Genomic DNA, 22,059 nt, shown 5'->3' with positions numbered 1-22,059 from the left:
TTAAATAATCACCACAATGCAGGTCGTGCAGCGCAGCATTGAGTGCTTTTTTCTCCACCAGCAGCGACATCTTTGTTAATTGTTTTTGCGAATGCTTGTTCAAGATCTGCGATTAAATCTTCAACATCTTCAATACCAACAGAAATACGAATTAACGTATCGTTAACGCCTGCTTTAATTCGTGCTTCAGGCGCCATGCCGGCGTGTGTCATGGTAGCTGGGTGACAAATTAAGCTCTCTACACCACCAAGTGATTCAGCGAGGCTAAACTGTTCTACACTGGTTAAAAATTTAGCCGTATCTTCAATTGTGCCTTTAATACTAAAGCTCACCATGCCACCAAAACCTTTTTGCTGTGCTTTTGCTAAATCATGTTGTGGATGACTTTCAAGACCTGGGTAATAAACTTTCTCTACATGCTCACAGGTTTCTAAATAGCGTGCGATAGCAAATGCATTTTCTTGGTGCTGTTTAATACGCACATTTAAAGTACGAATACCACGCAGCGTTAAATACGCATCAAATGGCGCACCTGTAATGCCAATATTATTTGCCCACCAAGCGAGCTCTTCGCCTAACTCCGCGGTGCGTGTGATAACCACGCCACCAACAACATCTGAGTGGCCATTGATGTATTTTGTGGTTGAGTGGATAACAATATCTACACCAAATGAAATTGGGTTTTGCAATGCTGGAGATAAAAACGTGTTGTCAGCTCCCACTAACGCCCCTACCGAGTGAGAAACTTCCACTACGTTGGCAATATCAGTTAAACGTAAAACTGGGTTACTTGGCGTTTCAATCCACACTAGCTTAGGTTTAATTGCTTTAATCTGCTCATAGCAAGACGCTTGTGTAAAGTCGACAACCGCTACCTTTAATAAACCGCGTTTTTCAAGGCTCGTGAATAAACGGTAACTGCCGCCATAGCAATCATGAGGAATTAAAATAGTATCTTCTGGTGTTAAGATTTGTGTGCATAAGTGAACAGCAGCCATACCTGTTGCAGTTACAATCCCCTTTTCACCGCCTTCTAGCTTAGCAAGCGTATCAGCCAAAATATCGCGATTAGGATTGCCGCTACGGCCGTAATCATAATCACGCTTTTTATCAAAATCGGCGAACGAATAAGTCGTCGATAAATATAATGGTGGAACAACCGCACCATGATGCTTATCTGCGGTAATGCCATTGCGAACAGCAAGGGTTGTTTGTTTGTTCTGCTTCATAACTCTGCCACTTGGATGTTTAGACGTCTAAAAGGTTAAACCAGTAAGTAATGGAAGTCAAAACTTTTACACGTCTATATAGCCAAATAAATGATATTTGACTATATATTTTAAAACGATAAAATTTTGCCTCTTAATATACAGGCTATCGTCAAAATTAAATCGTAACAGATATAGGCTAGTACACTTTATGGCAACTGAATGGAACGGTGAATATATTCACCCATATGCAGAACACGGTAAAAAATCAGAACAAGTGAAAAAAATTACCGTATCTATCCCACTTAACGTATTGAAAGTACTGACAGACGAGCGCACTCGTAGACAAGTAAATAACTTACGTCATGCAACCAATAGCGAACTACTGTGTGAAGCATTTTTGCATGCGTTTACAGGTCAGCCATTGCCTGACGATGAAGATCTGAGAAAAGATAACCCTGAGCATATTCCGCAAAGGGTAAAAGAAATTCTTGCTGAACGCGGCTTACCGGTTCCAGAGCTTGAAGATGAATAAAAAAAACCTCAGCAATTGCTGAGGTTTTTTTGCTTTTAACCAAGTTAAAGCATGTAGTTTTCTGGCATTTCAATCTGCGCAACGCCTGACTCAACCGCAGCTTCTGCAACCGCACGTGCTACTCGCGGAAGCAAACGCGGGTCCATTGGCTTAGGAATGATGTAATCTTTACCAAATTCAAGGCTTGATTCACCAGACGCTGACAATACCTCTTGCGGTACTGGCTCTTTAGCAATTTCGCGAATCGCATTTACCGCCGCAATTTTCATTTCGTCATTAATCGCTGTTGCGCGCACATCAAGCGCACCGCGGAAAATAAATGGGAAACACAATACATTGTTAACTTGGTTAGGGTAATCTGAACGACCTGTAGCCATAATTAAATCATTGCGCGCAGCATTCGCCACTTCCGGTTTAATTTCAGGATCAGGGTTAGAACACGCAAATACCACAGGCTTATCTGCCATTAATTTTAGATCTTCAGGAGCCAATAAGTCAGGACCTGAAACACCCACAAATACGTCTGCTTCTTCAATAACATCTTGTAAGGTGCGCTTATCTGTATTATTCGCAAACAACATTTTGTATTCATTTAGGTCATCACGACGCGTATGAATAACCCCTTTTCTATCAAGCATATAAATGTGCTCACGTTGTGCACCACATTTAATTAACAGCTCCATACATGCAATTGCTGCTGCACCTGCACCTAAACATACAATTAATGCATCTTTTAACTTTTTACCTTGGATCTCTAACGCATTCAGCATGCCCGCCGCAGTTACAATCGCGGTACCATGTTGGTCATCATGAAATACTGGCACACTACAACGTTCAATAAGCGCTTTTTCAATTTCAAAACACTCTGGCGCTTTAATATCTTCCAGGTTAATACCACCAAAAGTATCTGCAATATTTTCTACAGTATTAATAAAGTCTTCAGTAGTACGGTGCTTAACTTCAATATCAATTGAATCTAAACCAGCAAAACGCTTAAATAATAACGCCTTACCTTCCATAACAGGTTTTGATGCAAGCGGCCCTAAATTACCTAAACCTAAAATTGCAGTACCGTTTGAGATAACAGCGACCATATTACCCTTTGCAGTATATTTATATGCATTGTTCGGATCTGCTGCGATCTCACGAACTGGCTCAGCAACACCAGGACTATAAGCTAATGCAAGATCATTAACTGTCTCTGCTGGTTTGGTTAATTCGATGCTGATTTTTCCAGGAACGGGTTCAGAATGGTATTGTAGCGCTTTTTCTCTTATGTCAGACATGCGTGCCTTATCCTACGATGTTAAAAGTGAGAGATACTGGTTTAATAGTACGGCATTTAGAGTAAATAGAAGTTAAATGCGGTTATATCTTAACCTAAGACCATAGTTGAATTTACAACAATAGGCTTGTGGATATTTTCTGCTAAATCATTACCAGATTGAAGTTAATTCAGATCCGACCAGATTCACAACCATCTATTTTTTACACTCGACAGATACTATTTTGCCAACAGATAGTAAAAATAATGAATATTGAAGCTATCTATAATCCAGTATATAGCCATCTATTTAGAATAAAAAGACATAGAAAAACCATATAACATGACAAAAATTCATATTAAATTTTAGATACAAAAAAAGCACCCTTAGGTGCTTTTTTGAAAGAACTAAAATAGCTCTTATTTTTTGCTTGAAAGCGCGCCAAAACGCTTGTTGAAGCGATCAACACGACCACCTGTATCAAGCACTTTTTGCTTACCAGTGTAGAACGGGTGACACTCTGAACAAACATCTAAGTGGATGTCTTTACAAAGAGTTGAACGCGTTTCGAATTTGTTACCACAAGAACAAGTAGCATTGATTGCTTCGTACTTAGGGTGGATACCTTCTTTCATAGTAAACCTCTAATTAGGCCGCATCGCTCTCCAAACCCGAAGTCTGGCACCATACGTTGTTAAACAAAAATATATAGGGCGCGAATTCTAGCCAACTAACATGCCAATAGCAAGATCTTTAACCATCTTCAGATAAATTTTGTTTAACACTAGCCGCAAACACAATGCCATGATTTAATTTCCACAAATACGCTCTAAAAATAAAAGTTGAATGACTACGCCTGTTGTTGCAGAAATTGCCTTAAATGTACCGCTTTACCGTAACTTTGATTACCTCGTTGAACCTCAGTTTCAAACTAATATTGCGGTAGGTTGTCGTGTTGCAGTTCAGTTTGGCCGTCAGCAACTTGTCGGCATTGTTGTTGCGTTAAAATCAAATAGTGAATTTCTCGATAAACTAAAACCTATTTCACGTTTAATTGATAACAACGCGATTATTGATCGCCACATGATCAGCCTTATCGAATTTGCGAGTCATTATTATCAAAACCCACTTGGCGAGTGCTACCAAGTTGCACTACCAACTTTGTTAAATAAAGGCGAAGCAGTTGATAAGTCTGCGGTGCCTATCATTAAACTAATCGATGAAAATGCATCAGTGAATGGTAAAAAACAGCGCCAACTAATCGAGCATTTAGTTGATTCGGGCAGTACGCCAGTTACCGAATTGAGTGCGCTCGGCTTTAGTAGTGCAACCGTTAAATCACTGCTGGAAAAAGAGATTATTGAAAAAACGGTTGAATACAATCGTGATTGGCAATCAAAACCTCTCGCAATCGGCGATAAACCCAAGCTTAAGCGTGAACAAGCCATTGCACTTGCAGCAATTAATCAAGCTACAGGCTATACCTGCTATTTGCTTGAAGGTGTAACTGGCAGCGGAAAAACAGAAGTTTATCTGCAAGCTCTGGAAAAGCCATTGCAACAAGGTAAACAAGCGTTAGTGCTGGTACCCGAAATTGGCTTAACGCCACAAACCGTTAACCGCTTTCGTAGGCGCTTCCCTAATGTGCCTATTATGCTTTGGCACTCCGCAATGACGGATAATGAACGCCTATCAACTTGGCGTGCAGCACAAACTCAAAGCGCTGCCATTGTAATTGGCACCCGCTCTAGTGTGTTTTTACCATTTGCCAAACTTGCGATGATTATTGTTGATGAAGAGCACGACTTGTCATTTAAACAGCAAGATTCACTGCGCTACCACGCCCGTGATTTGGCATGCTTTCGTGCTGCTAAACTAGCGATTCCATTAATCTTGGGTAGTGCAACGCCGTCGCTCGAAACGATTCATAATGCCACAAATAATAAGTACCAACTGCTTACATTAACTGAGCGAGCACAAACACAAAGCGATAATCAGTATGTGCTACTTGATATGCGAGGGCAGCATCAGCAGTCTGGTCTTGCACTTGCAACGCTTGATTACATCAAAAAAGAGCTTACTAAAGGTAAGCAAGTTATGGTGTTTTTAAATCGTAGAGGTTTTTCGCCTAGTCTTATTTGCCACGAATGTGGCTGGCTAAGTCAATGCCAACGCTGTAGCGCCAATGCCACCTATCACAAACATATTCGCAATTTAATTTGCCATCATTGCGGAGCGCAAGAGCATGTGCCAACACAATGTCCAAATTGCGGTAGTACGCAAATTATCCCCGCAGGACAAGGTACAGAACAAGTTGCTGAGTTTTTAGCTGAAAGCTTTCCAGACACCCCAATCACCCGAGTTGACCGCGATTCAACCCGTAAAAAAGGCAGTTTAGAAAGCGCACTGCACGACATAAACAAAGGCGAACCGCGCATTTTAATTGGCACCCAAATGCTCGCTAAAGGACATCATTTTAGTGAAGTGTCGCTAGTCGTCATTATGGATGTAGATAGCGGACTCTACTCTTACGATTTTCGCGCTACAGAGCACCTAGCCCAATTAATTACCCAAGTTTCAGGTCGCGCAGGGCGTAGCGGTGAAGCCGGCACGGTATTGCTCCAAACACATTTTCCAGAACATCCGCTATTACAAGACTTAATCAATAATGGCTACCAAGACTTTTCCCGTTATGCTTTGCGTGAACGTGAAGAAACCTTGCTACCCCCCTACACTAGTCTTGCAATCATTCGTTGCGAGTCGCATAAGCTAAACGACATCAATAATTTTTTGTACGACCTTATTCCAGAACAACTGCCTTCTGGTATACAATTGCTCGGACCTGTTCCTGCAGCACTTGAGCGCATTGCAGGCAAATACCGCTACCAGCTCCATATTCAAGGTAATGAGCGCAAAAAATTGCACTTATACCTACATCAACTTGTTAGCTACATAAGTCAGAGTAAGCTAGCAACAAAGGTCCGCTGGAGTATCGATATCGACCCAGTTTCAATGGCATAAGAAAATAGTAAACAATGGCCCAAAGAGATTACGTAAATAAAAAACGTGCCCCTAAAAAAACGACCCCAAGCAAACGCCCTTTTCCTGTTGCTGCGTTAGTAGCCGCGGTTGTTTTAGTGTCGGCCGGTATTTATGGCTTGTACTTTATTACCACTAATAGCGATGTAAAAGCATCGCAGCAAAAAGTTGCCAAAGAACAAACAAAAGCACCGAAGCCTAAGCCGAAAAAGCCCGATTTCATTGAAGAAATTGAGAATGCCAACATTGAAGTTGAAGTTACAGAACAAGAGCAAAAAGGCCCCTACTATATGCAATGTGCATCGCTACGTAATCGCGATGATGCGGAAGCGCTAAAAGCACAAATTGCATTTAAGACCGGCCTCATTGCTGATGTAGACCGTACAGAAGGCAAAAATGGCGTATGGTATCGCGTAAAAATAGAACCATTTGCCACTAAGCGTCTTGCTGAAAGTGCAAACAACCAAATTAAACGTGCGCGCATTTCTCGCTGTCGCATTTATTTAATGCCTAAGTAACACAACTAACACAAATTCAAGCTTGGTAGCTTTGTTTTGCTACCAAGTTCCCCCGCCAAGCCTTGAAATCCTTTGTTTACTCCCCATATCAATAACAATTGAAATTAACAGATTAAACCTAAGGTTTATTTATGACTACGATAGTTTCTGTGCGCCGCGAAGGCAAAGTAGTGATTGGCGGTGATGGCCAAGTTTCACTGGGCAACACAGTCATGAAAGGCAATGCAAAAAAAGTGCGTCGTCTTTATAACGGCAAAGTACTTGCCGGATTTGCGGGCGGTACAGCCGACGCTTTTACACTATTTGAACGTTTTGAAACCAAACTCGAAATGCATCAGGGCCACTTAACCAAAGCGGCTGTTGAAATGGCCAAAGATTGGCGCACCGACCGCGCATTGAGAAAGCTCGAAGCGCTACTAGCCGTCGCAGATGAAACTGCATCACTGATTATCACAGGTAATGGCGATGTAGTGCAGCCTGAGCATGACCTAATTGCTATTGGCAGTGGCGGCAACTTCGCCCAAGCATCAGCAACTGCATTACTTGAAAACACCGATTTAAGTGCGCGCGAAATTGTAGAAAAAAGCCTAAAAATTGCAGGCGATATTTGCGTTTTCACTAATAACTTCCAAACCATTGAAGAGCTGGGGTAATTGAATATGTCTGCAATGACACCAAGAGAAATTGTACATGAGTTAGACCAGCACATTATTGGTCAAAACAAAGCTAAAAAAGCCGTTGCGATTGCTCTTCGTAACCGCTGGCGTCGCATGCAACTTGACGAAGCTCTGCGCAGTGAAGTAACGCCAAAGAACATTTTAATGATTGGCCCAACGGGTGTAGGTAAAACTGAAATTGCGCGCCGTTTAGCAAAACTAGCTAACGCACCATTTATTAAAGTTGAAGCAACGAAATTCACTGAAGTAGGTTACGTTGGTAAAGAAGTTGAAACCATTATTCGCGATCTTGCTGATATTGCAGTAAAGATGACACGTGAACAACAAACCGAAAAGTACAAGTTCAGAGCAGAAGAAGCCGCTGAAGAACGCATTTTAGATGCCTTATTGCCACCAGCAAAAGATGCATGGGGCCAAGCGCAAGAGTCTGAAAATAATGCAACGCGTCAAGCATTTCGTAAGAAATTACGCGAAGGTCAATTAGACGATAAAGAAATCGAAATTGATGTTTCTCAAGCACCTGTTGGCGTAGAAATTATGGCGCCTCCAGGCATGGAAGAGATGACTAATCAGCTACAAAGCATGTTCCAAAACATGGGTGGCGATAAAAAGTCTAAGCGTAAACTAAAAATTAAGGACGCGTTTAAGCTACTTACTGAAGAGGAAGCTGCAAAGCTGGTAAACCCTGAAGAGCTAAAAGAGCAAGCGATCAATGCCGTTGAGCAAAATGGTATTGTGTTTATTGATGAAATAGACAAAATCTGTAAGCGCGGTGAATCATCAGGTCCAGATGTAAGCCGTGAAGGTGTGCAGCGCGACTTACTGCCACTTGTTGAAGGTTCAACAGTAAATACTAAACACGGCATGGTTAAAACTGACCACATCCTCTTTATTGCATCAGGTGCGTTCCAAATGGCAAAACCGTCGGATCTGATTCCTGAGCTACAAGGTCGTTTACCAATTCGCGTTGAACTAGAAGCGCTTACCTCATCTGATTTCGAGCGAATTCTAACTGAACCTCACGCATCGCTTACAGAACAATATCAAGCACTAATGGGCACTGAAGGTGTTAATGTTGAGTTCCGTGACGACTCAATCACTAAGATTGCGGAAGCTGCGTGGCAAGTAAACGAAAAAACCGAAAACATTGGTGCTCGTCGATTACACACAGTAATGGAACGACTAATGGAAGAAATTTCATATGATGCGAGCGAAAAATCAGGTGAGAGCCTGATTGTAGATGCAGCTTATGTTGAGCGTTTCTTAGGTGAATTAGTTAAAGATGAAGATTTAAGTCGTTTTATCTTATAATTTGACTCGTCTTTTATAACAATTGAAAAGGCGCTTATTGGCGCCTTTTTATTTGGGTATTTTATGTTAGTTTCTAAATTACATTATCATCGTGTTTCAAACTTGCTCGATGTGTATTTTGACGGGCAAAGTCTGCATACTTTTACACCTGAGTTTTTGCGCGTTCATTCGCCTTCTGCAGAGGTGCAAGGCCATGGCAAACCGATTTTAGTAACCAATAAAAAAGACGTTGCCATACAGGCGATAGAGCAAGTAGGTCATTATGCTGTGCGCATTATCTTTAATGATGGCCATAATACCGGGCTTTACAGTTGGGGCTATCTGTTTCACTTAGCTCAAAATCATGATGCGCTATGGCAAACATACTTAGCCAACTTAAAACAAAACAAAGCGTCTCGCGACGCCTTGATCCCAATTAAAATTACACATTAAATTTTTCAATTGCTCGGTGCAGTACTTCAGCCTGAGTTGACACTTCTTCACTGGTTTGCGCATTAGTTTGCGCATGTGTTGCCGCTTGCTCCGCAATATCACGAATTTTAATAACATTTTTATTCACTTCAGACGCCACCTGATTTTGCTCATCTATTGCGGTGGCTATTTGCGTACTCATATCCATAATGGTTTGTACATCTTCGCTAATTGAATAGAGCAAGGTCCCCGCTTGTACCGCTTGCTCTGAGCTTGAACTCCCCTGAGTTTTACAGCGCTCCATCACACTTACCACTTCTTGCGTGCGCTGTTGTAATGTCGAGATAATACTTTCGATTTCTTGTGTTGAATCTTGCGTTCTTTGCGCCAGCGATCGTACTTCATCAGCAACTACCGCAAAGCCTCGCCCTTGTTCACCCGCACGCGCCGCTTCAATCGCCGCATTAAGTGCAAGTAAGTTAGTTTGTTCAGCGATACCACGAATAACATCAAGCACAGAGCCAATCGTTACCGCATCTTGCTCTAGTTGAGTTACAACATCAGATGCATGCGTAAGTGAGTTAGTAAGCTCTGAGATACGTGCTACTGTAGAATCAACCTCTTGCTTACCTTGCATTGCACTTTCATTGGTTGATTCTGCTTTTTTAGCTGCAGCCTCAGTATTGTGTGAAATATCTTGAATGGTCGCCTGCATTTCAGTCGCGGCTGTAGCCACCATATCCGCTTCATGCAGCTGCTCACGCATGCCGTCACTGGTTTCAGCAGTGGTATTGGCAAGGTTCTCTGTTGCTGAATTTAAAATACCAAGCGCTTGTTTAACCTCAAAAATCAAATTTTTAAAGTCACTAATAAAGGAATCAAAATCACCAGTCATTCGTGCAATTTCATCATTACCCGCACTTTGCACACGCTGCGTTAAGTCGTTAGTGCTGCGTATTGTATGAATAATGTCACATACTCGGTTTACCGGTAAAATAATTGAACGGCTGGTCATATACACCAAGCTCATCACTATCACTGTAGATAAAATAAATATGACAATCGCAACCATTGATGTGAAATCGGCACTTTGCTCAATTGCCGCTTTCGTTTCAGCGGTCATTCGATCAACCAAGACATCACTTTTCGCGACACTAGCAGCCATTTTGCCCAAGGCTCCCGACTCTAAATCTAGGCCTAGCGCCTCCTGTGCTGATACTAACGCTGAGAATTCCCGTTGGTAAGTATCGAGTAATGTTAGTAATTCAGAGCGATAACTCGAATCGAAATCAGCCTGCTGAATATTACTTTTAAAAGCGTTTATATTGTTGTTAAAGCGGGTTAAGTATTTTTTATCGAGGCGCAACATAAAGTCTTTTTCGTTACGACGTAACTGCAACATATCGGCGAGCAACTGGTAGTTGTTTTGCTTTTTTAGTAAGGTCTCTACTTGATGCACTGCGGCTCTTAAATTACCGTAGGCTGCATCTTTCGGGTGTAAACCAATACGCCGTTGCAGAGCTACCACCTCGTTAAAATCGGCATTGTATTGATCGATTATGCCATTTAATTCAGCTAGCGTTTTGGTTGATATATCAAGTTCTTGCAGAAGCTCATTTAAGTTGCTTGATTTATTTTTCAGTAACTTAAACTCATTATCGAACAGCTCTAGCGATTCAACGTTTTTATAAAATAAAAAATTCTTTTCATGTTTACGTAAAACACCTTCATGAATCGCCAGTTCTTCTGTTAACTGAATCGCTGTATTCAGTTTAAGCATCACTGATGCTTCATAAAGAATCACTAGCAGCAATATAAACATTGCCGCACCCACAAAAAAAGCATTTAACTGTAGCCGAGCTTTAATTGTTAAGCGTTGTAGCAGCTCCATATAAACCTCTGTTTCATATAATTTTTAGAAAGCTTATAAAAGTATAGATGCTATATAAAATTGTGCTAAAAGTAGTTTAGCCTGAAAACATAGGAAGCTGAATGTTTTGCCATAAGTTATCTGATAAGGCTTTTACATCACTTGCACCCGCTGCTATCCAGTCGGTTAACGGACTAGGATCGCTGGGAAAATTAATCGCTTGTTTGTTATTGACCGAGAGCCAATCGTCCACTACATCGGCATTTAAGCAAGACATACTAGTAGCAAGCCCAGCATTGACTAAGGTAAATGCATTTGACGCTTGCTCAAATTGGCCATCGAGCGGTTTTAGCAGTAACTTTTTACCATAACGCAGCGCTTCGCTTGATAACTCAAAACCCGCGTTACCTATCGTGCCAGAGGCAGAGACCAAATCATTTAAAAAACCAACTCGACACGGTGAGCGCAAATGAATGTGGTGATTAATGCTTTTATTACTTAACTGTGGGTGATAGCAATAAAATTCGTATTCAGGAAAATGCTGTAATAACGCAATGATCTTCTTTGGATCTTCAAAAGGTAAATAAACCAAGATCTTATTTTCAATAAAGTTGTCTTTTTGCCAGCTTTTAACTGGCTCGATAAATGGCGGAATAATATTTTGATGATACGGAAACCAGTGAACGCCCAAATAACAATCAGCAGGAGCAAACAACTTTAAACCCAAACGCGTTAACAAGGTCGCCCCTTGCGACGGTACTTTATTTGATAAAAAAGAGGCTTGGTGACTAATACCAATGCAAGGTACTTTAGCAAGCTTTGCTGCCCACGCTGAGATGGGCTCAAAATCATTAATAACCAAGTCATAGCCCGATAAATCAAATTTTTTAACATCGTGAATAAATTGACCAACGCGAATATTTTTAAGGGTTTTGAGCTTATTTACACAGCCGTTTTCGATGGCAAAAGTAAAACCTTCTCGTGTTTGGTAGTCATTAAAGTCAGACATATCAAAATACTTATTTGCAGGTCGGCCGCTAAAAAAGTAATCCACTTTAATACTGCTTTTTGCAAATGACTTAGCCATTGCCCGAGCACGTGTAATATGCCCATTACCAGTACCTTGAATGCCATATAAAATTTTCATAATGAAGCTCCGAAAATACCTACAAACGCAAACCCTGTACCCAGTATAGCGCCTACGATAATGTCGCATGGATAGTGCACACCAAGCATTACGCGTGACAATGAAATGGCAACTGCCAACAACAATACGTAACTAAACTCAGGAAAATACCAAGTAATAACGCAGGCAAACAGCCATGCAGCGGAGCTATGTCCTGATGGCAAACTAAAGCGGTCACTTGGCACCACAAAACCTTCGACAATTGACTGGCTAGGTCTTTCACGCTTTAAGGTGTTTTTCAAAAAGAAGTAAACAGGTCGTTCTACTGAAAACCCTAAAACCAAAGCAAATAAAGCTAACTTGCTGGTTTCAGTATCAATCAAGTAGCATGCTGCCCCAACAAGTAAATACAAAAAGCCATCTCCCAATTTTGACACCGCTTTTATGACGTATAACCTGCGTTTAGACGCTTGGTGATTAAACAATTTAAAAAATGCTTTTCGGTCTAACTGTGAAATGGTTTGCATAGCAATTCTCGATTGCAAGGAGTTAGTTTGACTTTAGATTCGCTACGTAACAATCAGGTGACAGTTTCACGTAATTAAGATGGTAATTTAATGACCTATTTATGACAGCCAATAAAAGAGGTTATTTATCGGAAGTTATCTTCAGTTTAGTTCATGGCGAGCCATTTACAGAAACCTAAACATCAATAACATAAAACACTAGCTACAACCCACGATAAAACCTAACGAACATAGCTAAATCATTTACAAAACCATACGAGATCAATTGTATTAATCATGCTGCAGGGTATACTGAGAAAACTATTTAAGCCCTTGGAGCTAATATGGAAATCAATACATCAGACCTGTGTGATCAGTTTGCTGATAGCATCGACGTACTAGAACCTTTGTTTGTTAATTTTGCTGGCGCAACTGCTTTTGCTGGTCAAATTACCACAATAAAATGTTTTGAGAACAATCAACTTATCCGAGAGACTTTGTCACAGGATGGTTCAGGCAAAGTACTGTTAATCGATGGAGGCGGCTCTACGCGCCGCGCATTAATTGATATTGAACTTGCTGAACTTGCACTTGATAACAACTGGGAAGGATTGGTTGTTTACGGCAGTGTTCGCCATGTTAGCGACCTTGAAGAGCTTGATATTGGTATTCAAGCAGTAGCATCAATTCCAGTAGCGGCCGACAGCGAAGGTTATGGCGAGTTAGGTGCTCCGGTTAATTTTGCAGGTGTGTCTTTCTTTGAAGGAGATTACATCTATGCCGATAGCACGGGCATCATTCTTTCTGCTGAAGAGTTGTCGATTGATTTAGACGAAGATGAATAAGCTTAAGATATATACCGAGCAAAGCATTGCTGATTTATGTCAAGCGCGCGCAGGTGAGCAGCGCGTTTGGCAAAGTATTTCGTTTATTAATCAGCAACAGTCAATTGAAAATGCACTCGCCGATGCATCTGCCTATGGCATTAAGTACGTTCTGGTTGGTATTCCGGAAGATATTGGTCCTCGCGCCAATTTAGGTAATGGTGGTGCCGAACTTGGCTGGCAGGCCTTCCTGAGCAAGTTTTTAAACTTGCAAGCAAACCAATTTATTGCCAGCAATAAAGTACTGTTACTGGGTGAAGTCGATTGTGCCGATATTATGAAACGCGGCAAAGGGCTAAGTAACAAAGTACCAGCCGAACTCGATACACTGCGCACACTGTGCGGTGAAATTGATGATATCGCTAGTCCAGTATTACAAATGATTTTTGATGCGGGATTAGAGCCAATCGTGATAGGTGGCGGACATAACAATTGCTACCCTATTATCAAGGCACTAAGTGAAAGTACGCAACAAGCCTGTTGCGCCATAAACTTAGACCCTCATGCTGACTTTAGAGCCACAGAAGGCAGACATAGTGGCAACGGCTTTAGTTATGCACATCAGCAAAACTACTTACGTGATTATCACGTAATTGCTATGCACGAGTTAAAGAACAATCAAGCCATCATTGACCGTATGCATGATGCTGGGTTTTCTTACGATTCTTATCAAGCAATTAAGGTAAGACAAGAGCTTAGCCTGAACGAAGCAAATAAAGCCGCACTTGCACGAATGCAAGGCTATCAATTACCTATGGGGATTGAGGTCGATGTTGATAGCATTTCTTATATGCCTGTCAGTGCCTTTACCAATTGTGGTTTAGCAGTGTATGAAGCTGAGCAATTTGTTTATCAATTAGCACTAAACCCATACACCCGCTACTTGCACCTTTGTGAGGCTGCACCAAGCGAGCATGCTAATGGTGTAAACCAAGGTATGAATGAGGCCGGACAAATCTTAGCAGCACTTGTTGCCAGCTATTTAAGTGGTCGCGAAGCTTAACTAGCTTACACTACAGGTTTACAAATAAAATGAGCGCCTAATAAGGGCGCTCACCGTTGGCAAGACGTTTTTGCCACTGCTTTAACCATCCCAACAAGCCTACATTCGGTAATGGTCTTGAGAATAAATAACCTTGCGCCGCATGACACTTCATACTACTGATATAGGTATATTGAGTTTCAGATTCGATACCCTCACATACTACCTTAATACCTAAGCTATTACTCATATCAATAATGCCGCTTAATAAGCTGCGCGTGTTTACATTTTCAGTTAGCTCTTTAACGATTGAACCATCAACTTTGACATAATTTAACGCTAGACGAGGCAACCTAGATAATTGCAATGGCTCAATACCTAAATCGTCTAAACACACCGCAATGTTGTTTTCTTTAAGGCGTCGTAAAATAGATTCACCAAAATCAGGCAACCCCATAAACACATTCACCGGCGCTTCGATAATAATATCGCCTTCGGTTAACCTGTGCTCTACCAACACATCAGCTAGGTGATCAATAAACTCATCTTGCAGCAATTCTTTACCAAATAAATTAACGCTTATCGGTACATTAATTTCTTCAAGCTTAATTGCTAACGCCAATTCAGCCGCTTTCTCTGACACCCAACGTGCAATCGGTAATGTTAATCCCGCCGCACTAATTTCATCAATAAAGTGTTTTGCCTCTAAAGTACCAAATTTTGGATGATGCCAACGCAACAACAACTCAATAAACAAAATTTGATTTGTTTCAATATCAATAACTGGGTGAAAATAAAGCTGAAAATCTTTATCAAAATCAAGCACTGATAAATCAGATAGTAGCTGCCTACGTTTGTCTGCTCGCTCTGCAATCTCTTTTTGGAAGGTAATTAACCAATCTATTTCTGACGTGAATTCGATAGCTAAATGCGCTTGCGCAAGTAACTGCTGTGCCGTTAATTGTTTTTTGTCTTCAACAATCGCAACTCGTAAAGAGAGCTCTGAATCGATGTTGTCAACTTGCGTAGGTTTGTGCACTACGTCGTATATGCGGTGAATTAAACGCTGATGAATGTGCGCTTCATTACTGGTATCAACGGCAAAGGCAAAATCAACCCCACCTAAATAACAAAGTTGCACGTCTTCATTAAATAATGATAACGACAGTACATCACCGGTATTTAATTCATCATTAATTTTTTTGCCGAGCTTAGCAATTAATAAATCGCCAAAGTCATGGCCCACCATACGGTTAATTTGACCCAATCCCTCAAGCTTAATTAAAACCAAAACACGGTTAAGCGACTGTACTTGCCAATTGTCATAGCCATTTAGAAATAAGCTGCGCTCAAGTAGCAACTGTTTGTCGTTATGCGCTTCATTGGTGTGCAATTGCGAAGACAAGGCAATTCTAAGGCGCTTTTCACGTCTAAAGTAAGTATCAAGGTTGGCAAAAATATAGTGAAATACAACTGCAACAGGAGGCCAAGCGCCACTTAAGTAATCTGTAAAGAAAGCGACTGAAAGGCCAAGAAATAACAATAAACTAACAACGTTTAGCCATAGCGCCATACGCTGTGCTTTTTTTTGCTGCGAAAAATAGCATTCTGCTAGCAAAATCAAGGCGCAAATAATAATAGCAACAAGGTTATTGGTTGAAAGAAATGCCAGTGTTGCCACACCAAGCAAAATATCCAACACACGATTCACTGCATTGCCTGCTTGCAAAATCGCTAGCAACCAGCTCACAAGCAACATCCCAGCAACTAAACTAGGAAATGTAAACATGCTCGTTTCTGTTGCTGCAAACAGTGAAAACGAACTAAGCGTTAAACCGCCCGCTGCTATTACTTTTTTCATACGCCTCTCACAGGAAATAGCTTCCTACTTTAATTGCTGACCATCTTTCCATAGTCCCTTCAAAGGGTTGACGCCATATTGATACGATAACTGCGCCGGAGAATCAATATCCCAGAGCACAAAATCAGCGTTTAGTCCTACTTTAATTACGCCTCGGTCCGTTAACCCCAGTGCGCGAGCTGCATTTACCGTAACGCCCGCAAGTGATTCAGCAGGAGTCAATCTAAATAGTGTACATGCCATGTTAAGCATTAATTGTACCGAGCAAATAGGTGACGTACCAGGGTTGAAATCGGTGGCAATTGCCATAGCTACTTTATGTTTACGCAGCAGCTCAATAGGCGGTAATTGTGTCTCACGTAAAAAATAAAAGGCACCAGGCAGCAACACTGCAACGGTATTAGCTTGCGCCATTGCTACAACACCCGCCTCATCAAGAAACTCAATATGATCCGCCGATAACCCGTTATACTCTGCAACTAATTGGGCACCTTGCAAATTTGAAAGCTGTTCTGCATGAAGTTTTACAGGAAGATTATGCTTTTTCGCTGCATCAAATACACGGCGAGTTTGTTCGTTTGAAAAACCAACCCCCTCACAAAACGCATCTACAGCATCGGCTAAGTTAAGCTCAGCCACTTTTGGCATCATTTCATCACATACTAAGGTAATGTAATCATCAGCTTTGTCTTTATATTCTGGCGGTAATGCGTGCGCACCAAGAAACGTTTTTTGTACATCAATTGGGTGGTGTTGATTCAGTTGCTCTGCGACTTCGAGCATTTTAATTTCACTGTCTAGATCTAAACCGTAACCTGACTTAATTTCAACTGTAGTAACACCTTCGTTCAACAATGCATTTAAACGATCTTTTGCGCTAACAAATAGCGCTTCATGATCAGCCTCTCGTGTCGCTTTTACTGTTGAGATAATGCCGCCGCCTTGCGCTGCAATCTCTTGATAGCTTGCACCGTTTAAACGCATTTCAAATTCGTTAGCACGATTGCCAGCACATACAATATGAGTATGGCAATCAATCAAGCTTGGCGTAATCCATTTACCATGACCATTTACTACAGGGGTTTGCAAACTATCAAACTCAGGAAAATCCGCTGCATTACCACACCAAGCAATTTTGCCATTTTTAATACCCAAAGCAGCATTTAACACCGTGCCATAGGTATCGTCTATTGCGCTGTCCATGGTTGCAATATGAACATTGGTGATCACTAAATCAAAACTCTGCTTCGCTGCCGCATTTACATCATTGGCTGTCATAACTAACTCAAATTACATCTATTCTTAAAAATGAAAGTCTACCAAGAAGACTTGTATATACAATACAATTATGCCATCTTCATTGTATCTTTTATCAACTATAGCTTGATTACTCGTTAATGCTTAGGTAAAAGGCTTAAAACAATTGAATAATCAACAACACTGTTACTATGGCACAACCTAAATTCGCGCAAATAAAACAATACATCATTGGCAAGATAAAATCCGGCGAATGGGCTGAGAACAGTCGAGTAGCGTCAGAAAATGAACTCGCCGAGCAATTTAGTGTAAGCCGTATGACAGCAAGGCGTGCGCTCAGTGAGTTAACAGACGCTGGTATTCTAAGCCGCACACAAGGATTAGGGACTTTTGTCGCAAGTTTTAAATCACAATCTAACTTGCTGGAAATTCGTAATATTGCCGATGAAATTAAAGAGCGTGGCAGTGAACATAAGTGTATTCCTGAAATTTTAGAATCAATGCCCGCAATTGCACCGATCGCAATTGCTTTAGGCGTTGAGCAAGACAGCCTAGTATACCGTTCGGTGCTTGTACACCTTGAAAACGGCACACCAATTCAAGTAGAAGAGCGTTTTGTAAACCCAGCATTTGCGCCAGGGTATCTGCAGCAAAACTTTGAACAAGTAACGCCGCACGAATACTTATGCGAAGTGGCGCCACTTACCGAAGCGCGCCATACCGTTGAAGCAATAATGCCAAGCCCACAAATAAGCCAATGGCTATCGCTATTTAATGAAGAACCTTGCTTACAAGTTATTCGTCGCACTTGGTCGTCAAATGGTGTTGTTAGCTTTACTCGCCTTATTTCACCGGGCAGTAAATATCGCCTTGGTGGGCATTTAACATTTAAACGCTAAGTAATGCTGCGTATTTGTTAGCAGTTCTTTAGGGCCTCAAACAAGTTATCGTATTTAAACTGAAAGCCCTGCTCTACAAGTAAATCACATGAGATAATACGCTCTTCTAAATTACTTTTTTCAAAGTTCACGCCGTCAACTGCGAGTAGTTTAGTAGCCTCTGCGTAAAACGCCTGCTTAGTCGGATGATGTGGTGTCACTAAATTAACAATCGACGAAGTAAGGTTATGCGTCGCAATAAATGACAACCCCGTTACTGCGTCATCTTGATGCAACATATTTACTAACGCATTGGCGCTTGATGATAATGTTTTACCACTTAAAAAACGCCCTGGGTGACGCTTTTCACCGATAAGCCCACCTAAGCGAACAATAACATAATGCAAACCACTATCAGCCACTTGTAGCTCATTTTCTAATAGTCGCGATTGCTTTTCAGCTGATGCTTCAAACGCACTTAGCTCTGTATAAGTTTGAGCTTTAGTTGGATAAACACCGGTTGTAGAGCAAAACACAAAGCGTTTAGCCTGTTGTGCTTTAGCCAATGCTAAACTCTCTGTTAAGTACTGAGAATATGCGCGCTGAGCCTCAATAGTACGACCAGGTGGCATACAGAAAAACCACACAGCATGCGGCATATCAACCTCACAAATGCCTTGCTCAAGGTTAAATTGCGCCCAGTTGGGCTTATTTTGAGCTTGGCGACTTGTTCTAACAACCTGCCAACCATCGGCTTCAAGACTATTAGCCAAAGGCTGCCCTAGCCAACCTGCCCCCACTACAACGCCATTATTTGAATTATTAATCATTACTAGATAGAGTCTAAGAACAAAATCCGATTATATAACAATAATTTTGCGTCTGCTTACGTGGTTTTGTATCGATAAAAATTCAACTGTTTAGCCCTCAGGAAGTATAAGAATGTTAAATAATTTATCCTTGAGAAAGAAAATCCTATTACTAATTGGCGGTACGATTACTGTGCTGCTTATACTCTCAGCCTTTTATTTTGTTAGCCATATTTCAAACCTGTCACGCGCCTCCGTCGAGTCTGAGGCGAAAAGCTATTTAAAAACCGAAAAACTTAATATTGAAGGCTTTTTTTCGCAATATGGTCGCGTTGTAGAAACCTTTGTTACTAATCCACATTTAGTCGAATGGTTCGCGAATTGGACCGAGCGAGGTGCTGATTATCAAAACTCACAAGGATACAACACCATCAACCAAGACTTCATCAGGATTAGTGGTTCTGATAGTAATATTCTTTCCGCCTTTTTTGCCTCAGCGAATACTGGCGCTTACTTCAAAGAAAATGAGCGTACCACACAATACAATGGCGCAGAGTACTTTGCCTATAAACGCGGTTGGTGGCAAGACGCACTAAAACATGATGGCTTATATGTTGGCCCTCTCGCTATTGATTTAACCACAGGTAACGTATCAGCCGTAGTGCAACAAACTGTTTATGATAGTAATCGAAAACTAATTGGTGTAGGTGGAGTAGACCTAAAACTTAACAACATTGCAGAAATGATTGAACAAATACAATTTAACAATGTTGGCTATGGCTTTTTACTCGACCATGAACAGAAAGTCGTACACTTATCAAATCGCACTAAACACGCACTATCGGTGATTGAAGATGAGTCTCGTGGCATCTCAAAAGACGACTTATCAGCTCTTGAGTCACAAATGCCAAACACCGCTGGTTTTACAGCACTCAATAGTCAAATGAAGCAGCAAAAATCAGGGCATAGCCAAGTAACACTCAATGGTGAAACTTACTTTGTTGTATATCAACGATTAGAGCTAAGCAAACCAAGCTTGAATTGGTATTTAGGTTTGCTTGTGCCTGAAAGTTATATTAATACGCCTGTAAAAGAAGCGGCATGGGCTACCACATCAAGCGTAATTATTATTCTGGCTATTATTATGGCGATGATTTTTTTCGCTACACAAATGATTGTTAAACCAATTTCAGCACTAACAGAAACCATGCAAGATATCGCTTCAGGCGAAGGCGACCTAACCAAACGCATTAGCGTTGATAGCCAAGATGAAGTTGGTCAATTAGCGCAGCATGTAAATACCTTTATAGATAAGCTACGAACGTTACTTATTAATACACGCGATCAATCAATTCAACTTGATAGTGCTTCGGCGGAATTAAGCCGAGTATCTGAAGAAACTCACCAAGAAATCCTGCAAGAAAAAGACGAAGTAGATAATGTCAGCACTGCGGTAACTGAAATGGCTGCAACTGTGTTAGAAATATCACGCAATGCGCAGCAAGCCAACGAAGGCACTGATTCAGTAAACCAGTTAACGAGCAAAGGTGTGACCCTTTCAAATACCGCACAACATGAAATGCAGTCACTCTCGGAGCATATTCAAAATGCCGCTGAAGTTGTGTCAGGTTTGGAGCAAGAATCGAATAATATTGGCAGCGTAGTTGATGTAATTAATAGCATTGCAGAACAAACTAACCTACTCGCCCTTAACGCCGCCATAGAAGCTGCCAGAGCGGGTGAACAAGGTAGAGGTTTTGCGGTAGTAGCAGATGAAGTAAGAACGCTTGCTAGTCGTACCCAAGAGTCAACAGATGACATTCGTAATATGATCACTCGCTTACAGCAAATCGCAGTGCAAGCAACGCAAATGATGGAACAAGGAAAAGAGCAAGTATCACGCTCAAGTGACAAAACTCAACAAGTGTTACAAGCCTTTACCGATATTTCAACATCGGTGAGTTTAGTTCAAGATCAAAACCATCAAATTGCAACCGCAACAGAAGAGCAAACTGTCGTCGCTGAGGATATTAATAATAACTTAAGCTCAATTAACTCGTTAGTTAACAATACATCACAGCATGCTAATGAGTTAGCAAGAGAAGCACAGATATTACGAAACCTTGCTGGTAATTTAAATAAAACAGTAAACGAATTTAAATTATAATAAACATGGCGGAGCGCGTTGCGCGCTTCGTCATTTACTCCAACTTACCAAGATACTTTTCCACAACCTTACGATAACCGTCATCAAGCAAAAAGGTGGCTAATTCTCGATTAAACTCATCGCGCAGCGACTTATCCGAAAACCCAGCACTTGCAGTTACCGATGGGATCAACGCATGCTCTTTAAATAAAGAAAGATCTCTCTGTTTATCAACAAAGCGATAAAAGTAATAGAAAATATACTTATCTAGCACAGCATAGTCATACCGCCCCTTTTTAATTAACTCAGGGATCACCTTCATGCTCGGTGATTCAAAATAGTTATTTTGCTTACTAAGCAATTCAAATTCTTTACCGAAATAACCAGGTGCACCTTGAAAAGTAATAATCGAATGACCTTTCAAATCACTCAAATACTGCGGTGTTAGTTTATTATTTTTTAATGAAAATACCGTAGGCGCATACTTAACAATCGGATGAGAAACGTAAAACCGCTCTTCATCGCTTGTCGCAAAGATAGGCGCCATAGCTACGTACGCACCAGATTTAACTAATGACTCAGCACGCCCTAATGGCACAAAATGAAACTTCACATCGTAACCTAGACGCGTTAAAACCGCTTTCACTACATCTAGGTCAATCCCACTATTTTGAGCATCATTGATTGTATGCGGAGGCCCTTCACTGCTTAACACAACAACTTGCTGTGCAGTTAATGTAAATGAACAAACTAACAAAAGGAGTGATAGAGCTTTT

General features: G+C 41.1%; 20 protein-coding genes. 10 read left to right on the top strand and 10 right to left on the bottom strand.

The window, feature by feature from the left end:
- Positions 1-8: 8 nt before the first annotated feature.
- On the bottom strand, positions 9-1,229 hold the full coding sequence (gene metB, locus AC2IOM_RS06160; protein WP_486359422.1) for a cystathionine gamma-synthase: 1,221 nt from the start codon (positions 1,227-1,229) through the stop codon (positions 9-11).
- Positions 1,230-1,419: 190 nt separating this feature from the next.
- Here metB and metJ point away from each other — a divergent pair, with 190 nt between their 5' ends.
- Positions 1,420-1,743 carry a met regulon transcriptional regulator MetJ gene (metJ, locus tag AC2IOM_RS06155; protein ID WP_010562146.1) on the top strand — a complete coding sequence of 108 codons (324 nt, stop codon included), beginning with the start codon at positions 1,420-1,422 and terminating at the stop codon, positions 1,741-1,743.
- A gap of 44 nt (positions 1,744-1,787) precedes the next feature.
- Here metJ and AC2IOM_RS06150 read toward each other — a convergent pair whose 3' ends face one another.
- Positions 1,788-3,029: a malic enzyme-like NAD(P)-binding protein gene (locus AC2IOM_RS06150; protein WP_100914208.1), complete on the bottom strand. Its 1,242-nt coding sequence runs from the start codon at positions 3,027-3,029 to the stop codon at positions 1,788-1,790.
- 398 nt (positions 3,030-3,427) lie between these two features.
- Entirely contained in the window at positions 3,428-3,643 is a 216-nt protein-coding gene (gene rpmE / locus AC2IOM_RS06145; RefSeq protein WP_010562148.1) for a 50S ribosomal protein L31, read from the bottom strand.
- Positions 3,644-3,854: 211 nt separating this feature from the next.
- On the opposite strand from rpmE, the gene priA reads away from it, so the two are divergent.
- The 5 genes from priA to AC2IOM_RS06120 all read left to right on the top strand — a co-directional run bounded on the left by priA (position 3,855) and on the right by AC2IOM_RS06120 (position 8,985).
- Complete coding sequence (gene priA, locus AC2IOM_RS06140) at positions 3,855-6,029, top strand: primosomal protein N' (RefSeq protein WP_486359421.1); 2,175 nt, start codon at positions 3,855-3,857, stop codon at positions 6,027-6,029.
- Between the two features lie 14 nt (positions 6,030-6,043).
- A complete protein-coding gene (locus tag AC2IOM_RS06135) occupies positions 6,044-6,565 on the top strand; it encodes an SPOR domain-containing protein (protein WP_100914210.1) in 522 nt (173 codons plus the stop codon).
- A gap of 131 nt (positions 6,566-6,696) precedes the next feature.
- Entirely contained in the window at positions 6,697-7,218 is a 522-nt protein-coding gene (gene hslV, locus AC2IOM_RS06130; protein ID WP_010562151.1) for an ATP-dependent protease subunit HslV, read from the top strand.
- Positions 7,219-7,224: 6 nt separating this feature from the next.
- Positions 7,225-8,553: an ATP-dependent protease ATPase subunit HslU gene (gene hslU / locus AC2IOM_RS06125; protein ID WP_486359420.1), complete on the top strand. Its 1,329-nt coding sequence runs from the start codon at positions 7,225-7,227 to the stop codon at positions 8,551-8,553.
- Between the two features lie 63 nt (positions 8,554-8,616).
- Positions 8,617-8,985: a gamma-butyrobetaine hydroxylase family protein gene (locus AC2IOM_RS06120; protein WP_486359419.1), complete on the top strand. Its 369-nt coding sequence runs from the start codon at positions 8,617-8,619 to the stop codon at positions 8,983-8,985.
- Here AC2IOM_RS06120 and AC2IOM_RS06115 read toward each other — a convergent pair.
- The 3 genes from AC2IOM_RS06115 to AC2IOM_RS06105 form a co-directional block, all read right to left on the bottom strand.
- Positions 8,975-10,855: a methyl-accepting chemotaxis protein gene (locus tag AC2IOM_RS06115; protein WP_486359418.1), complete on the bottom strand. Its 1,881-nt coding sequence runs from the start codon at positions 10,853-10,855 to the stop codon at positions 8,975-8,977. The two genes, AC2IOM_RS06120 and AC2IOM_RS06115, sit on opposite strands and share 11 nt — an antisense overlap.
- Positions 10,856-10,931: 76 nt before the next feature.
- Positions 10,932-11,981: an MJ1255/VC2487 family glycosyltransferase gene (locus AC2IOM_RS06110; protein WP_486359417.1), complete on the bottom strand. Its 1,050-nt coding sequence runs from the start codon at positions 11,979-11,981 to the stop codon at positions 10,932-10,934.
- Positions 11,978-12,487: a phosphatase PAP2 family protein gene (locus tag AC2IOM_RS06105; protein WP_105170314.1), complete on the bottom strand. Its 510-nt coding sequence runs from the start codon at positions 12,485-12,487 to the stop codon at positions 11,978-11,980. The genes AC2IOM_RS06110 and AC2IOM_RS06105 overlap by 4 nt, the downstream gene beginning before the upstream one ends.
- A gap of 323 nt (positions 12,488-12,810) precedes the next feature.
- Here AC2IOM_RS06105 and rraA point away from each other — a divergent pair, with 323 nt between their 5' ends.
- On the top strand, positions 12,811-13,311 hold the full coding sequence (rraA, locus tag AC2IOM_RS06100; RefSeq protein ID WP_010562157.1) for a ribonuclease E activity regulator RraA: 501 nt from the start codon (positions 12,811-12,813) through the stop codon (positions 13,309-13,311).
- Positions 13,304-14,353: a formimidoylglutamase gene (locus tag AC2IOM_RS06095; RefSeq protein ID WP_105170315.1), complete on the top strand. Its 1,050-nt coding sequence runs from the start codon at positions 13,304-13,306 to the stop codon at positions 14,351-14,353. Before rraA ends, AC2IOM_RS06095 begins: the two co-directional genes overlap by 8 nt.
- 37 nt (positions 14,354-14,390) lie before the next feature.
- On the opposite strand, the gene AC2IOM_RS06090 is transcribed toward AC2IOM_RS06095, so the two are convergent.
- Both AC2IOM_RS06090 and hutI read right to left on the bottom strand, forming a co-directional pair.
- Positions 14,391-16,193, bottom strand: coding sequence for an EAL domain-containing protein (locus AC2IOM_RS06090; RefSeq protein ID WP_486359416.1), 1,803 nt, complete (start codon positions 16,191-16,193; stop codon positions 14,391-14,393).
- Positions 16,194-16,217: 24 nt separating this feature from the next.
- The gene (gene hutI, locus AC2IOM_RS06085; RefSeq protein ID WP_486359415.1) at positions 16,218-17,471 is read right to left on the bottom strand and encodes an imidazolonepropionase; all 1,254 of its coding nucleotides are present in this window, start codon (positions 17,469-17,471) and stop codon (positions 16,218-16,220) included.
- A 170-nt stretch (positions 17,472-17,641) separates the two neighbouring features.
- Between hutI and hutC the strand changes: the two genes are divergently transcribed.
- The gene (gene hutC / locus AC2IOM_RS06080) at positions 17,642-18,349 is read left to right on the top strand and encodes a histidine utilization transcriptional repressor HutC (RefSeq protein ID WP_054981127.1); all 708 of its coding nucleotides are present in this window, start codon (positions 17,642-17,644) and stop codon (positions 18,347-18,349) included.
- Between the two features lie 17 nt (positions 18,350-18,366).
- On the opposite strand, the gene AC2IOM_RS06075 is transcribed toward hutC, so the two are convergent.
- Complete coding sequence (locus AC2IOM_RS06075; RefSeq protein WP_486359414.1) at positions 18,367-19,158, bottom strand: NAD-dependent epimerase/dehydratase family protein; 792 nt, start codon at positions 19,156-19,158, stop codon at positions 18,367-18,369.
- Between the two features lie 112 nt (positions 19,159-19,270).
- Between AC2IOM_RS06075 and AC2IOM_RS06070 the strand changes: the two genes are divergently transcribed.
- Positions 19,271-21,304 carry a methyl-accepting chemotaxis protein gene (locus tag AC2IOM_RS06070; RefSeq protein ID WP_486359413.1) on the top strand — a complete coding sequence of 678 codons (2,034 nt, stop codon included), beginning with the start codon at positions 19,271-19,273 and terminating at the stop codon, positions 21,302-21,304.
- A gap of 34 nt (positions 21,305-21,338) precedes the next feature.
- On the opposite strand, the gene AC2IOM_RS06065 is transcribed toward AC2IOM_RS06070, so the two are convergent.
- Complete coding sequence (locus AC2IOM_RS06065; protein WP_486359412.1) at positions 21,339-21,998, bottom strand: substrate-binding periplasmic protein; 660 nt, start codon at positions 21,996-21,998, stop codon at positions 21,339-21,341.
- Positions 21,999-22,059 lie beyond the last annotated feature (61 nt).

The organism is Pseudoalteromonas sp. NS-SX12 (assembly GCF_057367955.1).
The sequence above is the reverse complement of the archived record's forward strand: the minus strand, read 5'-3'. Positions and strand labels throughout refer to the sequence as shown.

Coding starts and splice junctions, on each gene's coding strand:
- metB (WP_486359422.1), bottom strand. CDS start 1,229: ATGAAGCAGAACAAACAAACAACCCTTGCTGTTCGCAATGGCATTACC.
- metJ (WP_010562146.1), top strand. CDS start 1,420: ATGGCAACTGAATGGAACGGTGAATATATTCACCCATATGCAGAACAC.
- AC2IOM_RS06150 (WP_100914208.1), bottom strand. CDS start 3,029: ATGTCTGACATAAGAGAAAAAGCGCTACAATACCATTCTGAACCCGTT.
- rpmE (WP_010562148.1), bottom strand. CDS start 3,643: ATGAAAGAAGGTATCCACCCTAAGTACGAAGCAATCAATGCTACTTGT.
- priA (WP_486359421.1), top strand. CDS start 3,855: ATGACTACGCCTGTTGTTGCAGAAATTGCCTTAAATGTACCGCTTTAC.
- AC2IOM_RS06135 (WP_100914210.1), top strand. CDS start 6,044: ATGGCCCAAAGAGATTACGTAAATAAAAAACGTGCCCCTAAAAAAACG.
- hslV (WP_010562151.1), top strand. CDS start 6,697: ATGACTACGATAGTTTCTGTGCGCCGCGAAGGCAAAGTAGTGATTGGC.
- hslU (WP_486359420.1), top strand. CDS start 7,225: ATGTCTGCAATGACACCAAGAGAAATTGTACATGAGTTAGACCAGCAC.
- AC2IOM_RS06120 (WP_486359419.1), top strand. CDS start 8,617: ATGTTAGTTTCTAAATTACATTATCATCGTGTTTCAAACTTGCTCGAT.
- AC2IOM_RS06115 (WP_486359418.1), bottom strand. CDS start 10,855: ATGGAGCTGCTACAACGCTTAACAATTAAAGCTCGGCTACAGTTAAAT.
- AC2IOM_RS06110 (WP_486359417.1), bottom strand. CDS start 11,981: ATGAAAATTTTATATGGCATTCAAGGTACTGGTAATGGGCATATTACA.
- AC2IOM_RS06105 (WP_105170314.1), bottom strand. CDS start 12,487: ATGCAAACCATTTCACAGTTAGACCGAAAAGCATTTTTTAAATTGTTT.
- rraA (WP_010562157.1), top strand. CDS start 12,811: ATGGAAATCAATACATCAGACCTGTGTGATCAGTTTGCTGATAGCATC.
- AC2IOM_RS06095 (WP_105170315.1), top strand. CDS start 13,304: ATGAATAAGCTTAAGATATATACCGAGCAAAGCATTGCTGATTTATGT.
- AC2IOM_RS06090 (WP_486359416.1), bottom strand. CDS start 16,193: ATGAAAAAAGTAATAGCAGCGGGCGGTTTAACGCTTAGTTCGTTTTCA.
- hutI (WP_486359415.1), bottom strand. CDS start 17,471: ATGACAGCCAATGATGTAAATGCGGCAGCGAAGCAGAGTTTTGATTTA.
- hutC (WP_054981127.1), top strand. CDS start 17,642: ATGGCACAACCTAAATTCGCGCAAATAAAACAATACATCATTGGCAAG.
- AC2IOM_RS06075 (WP_486359414.1), bottom strand. CDS start 19,158: ATGATTAATAATTCAAATAATGGCGTTGTAGTGGGGGCAGGTTGGCTA.
- AC2IOM_RS06070 (WP_486359413.1), top strand. CDS start 19,271: ATGTTAAATAATTTATCCTTGAGAAAGAAAATCCTATTACTAATTGGC.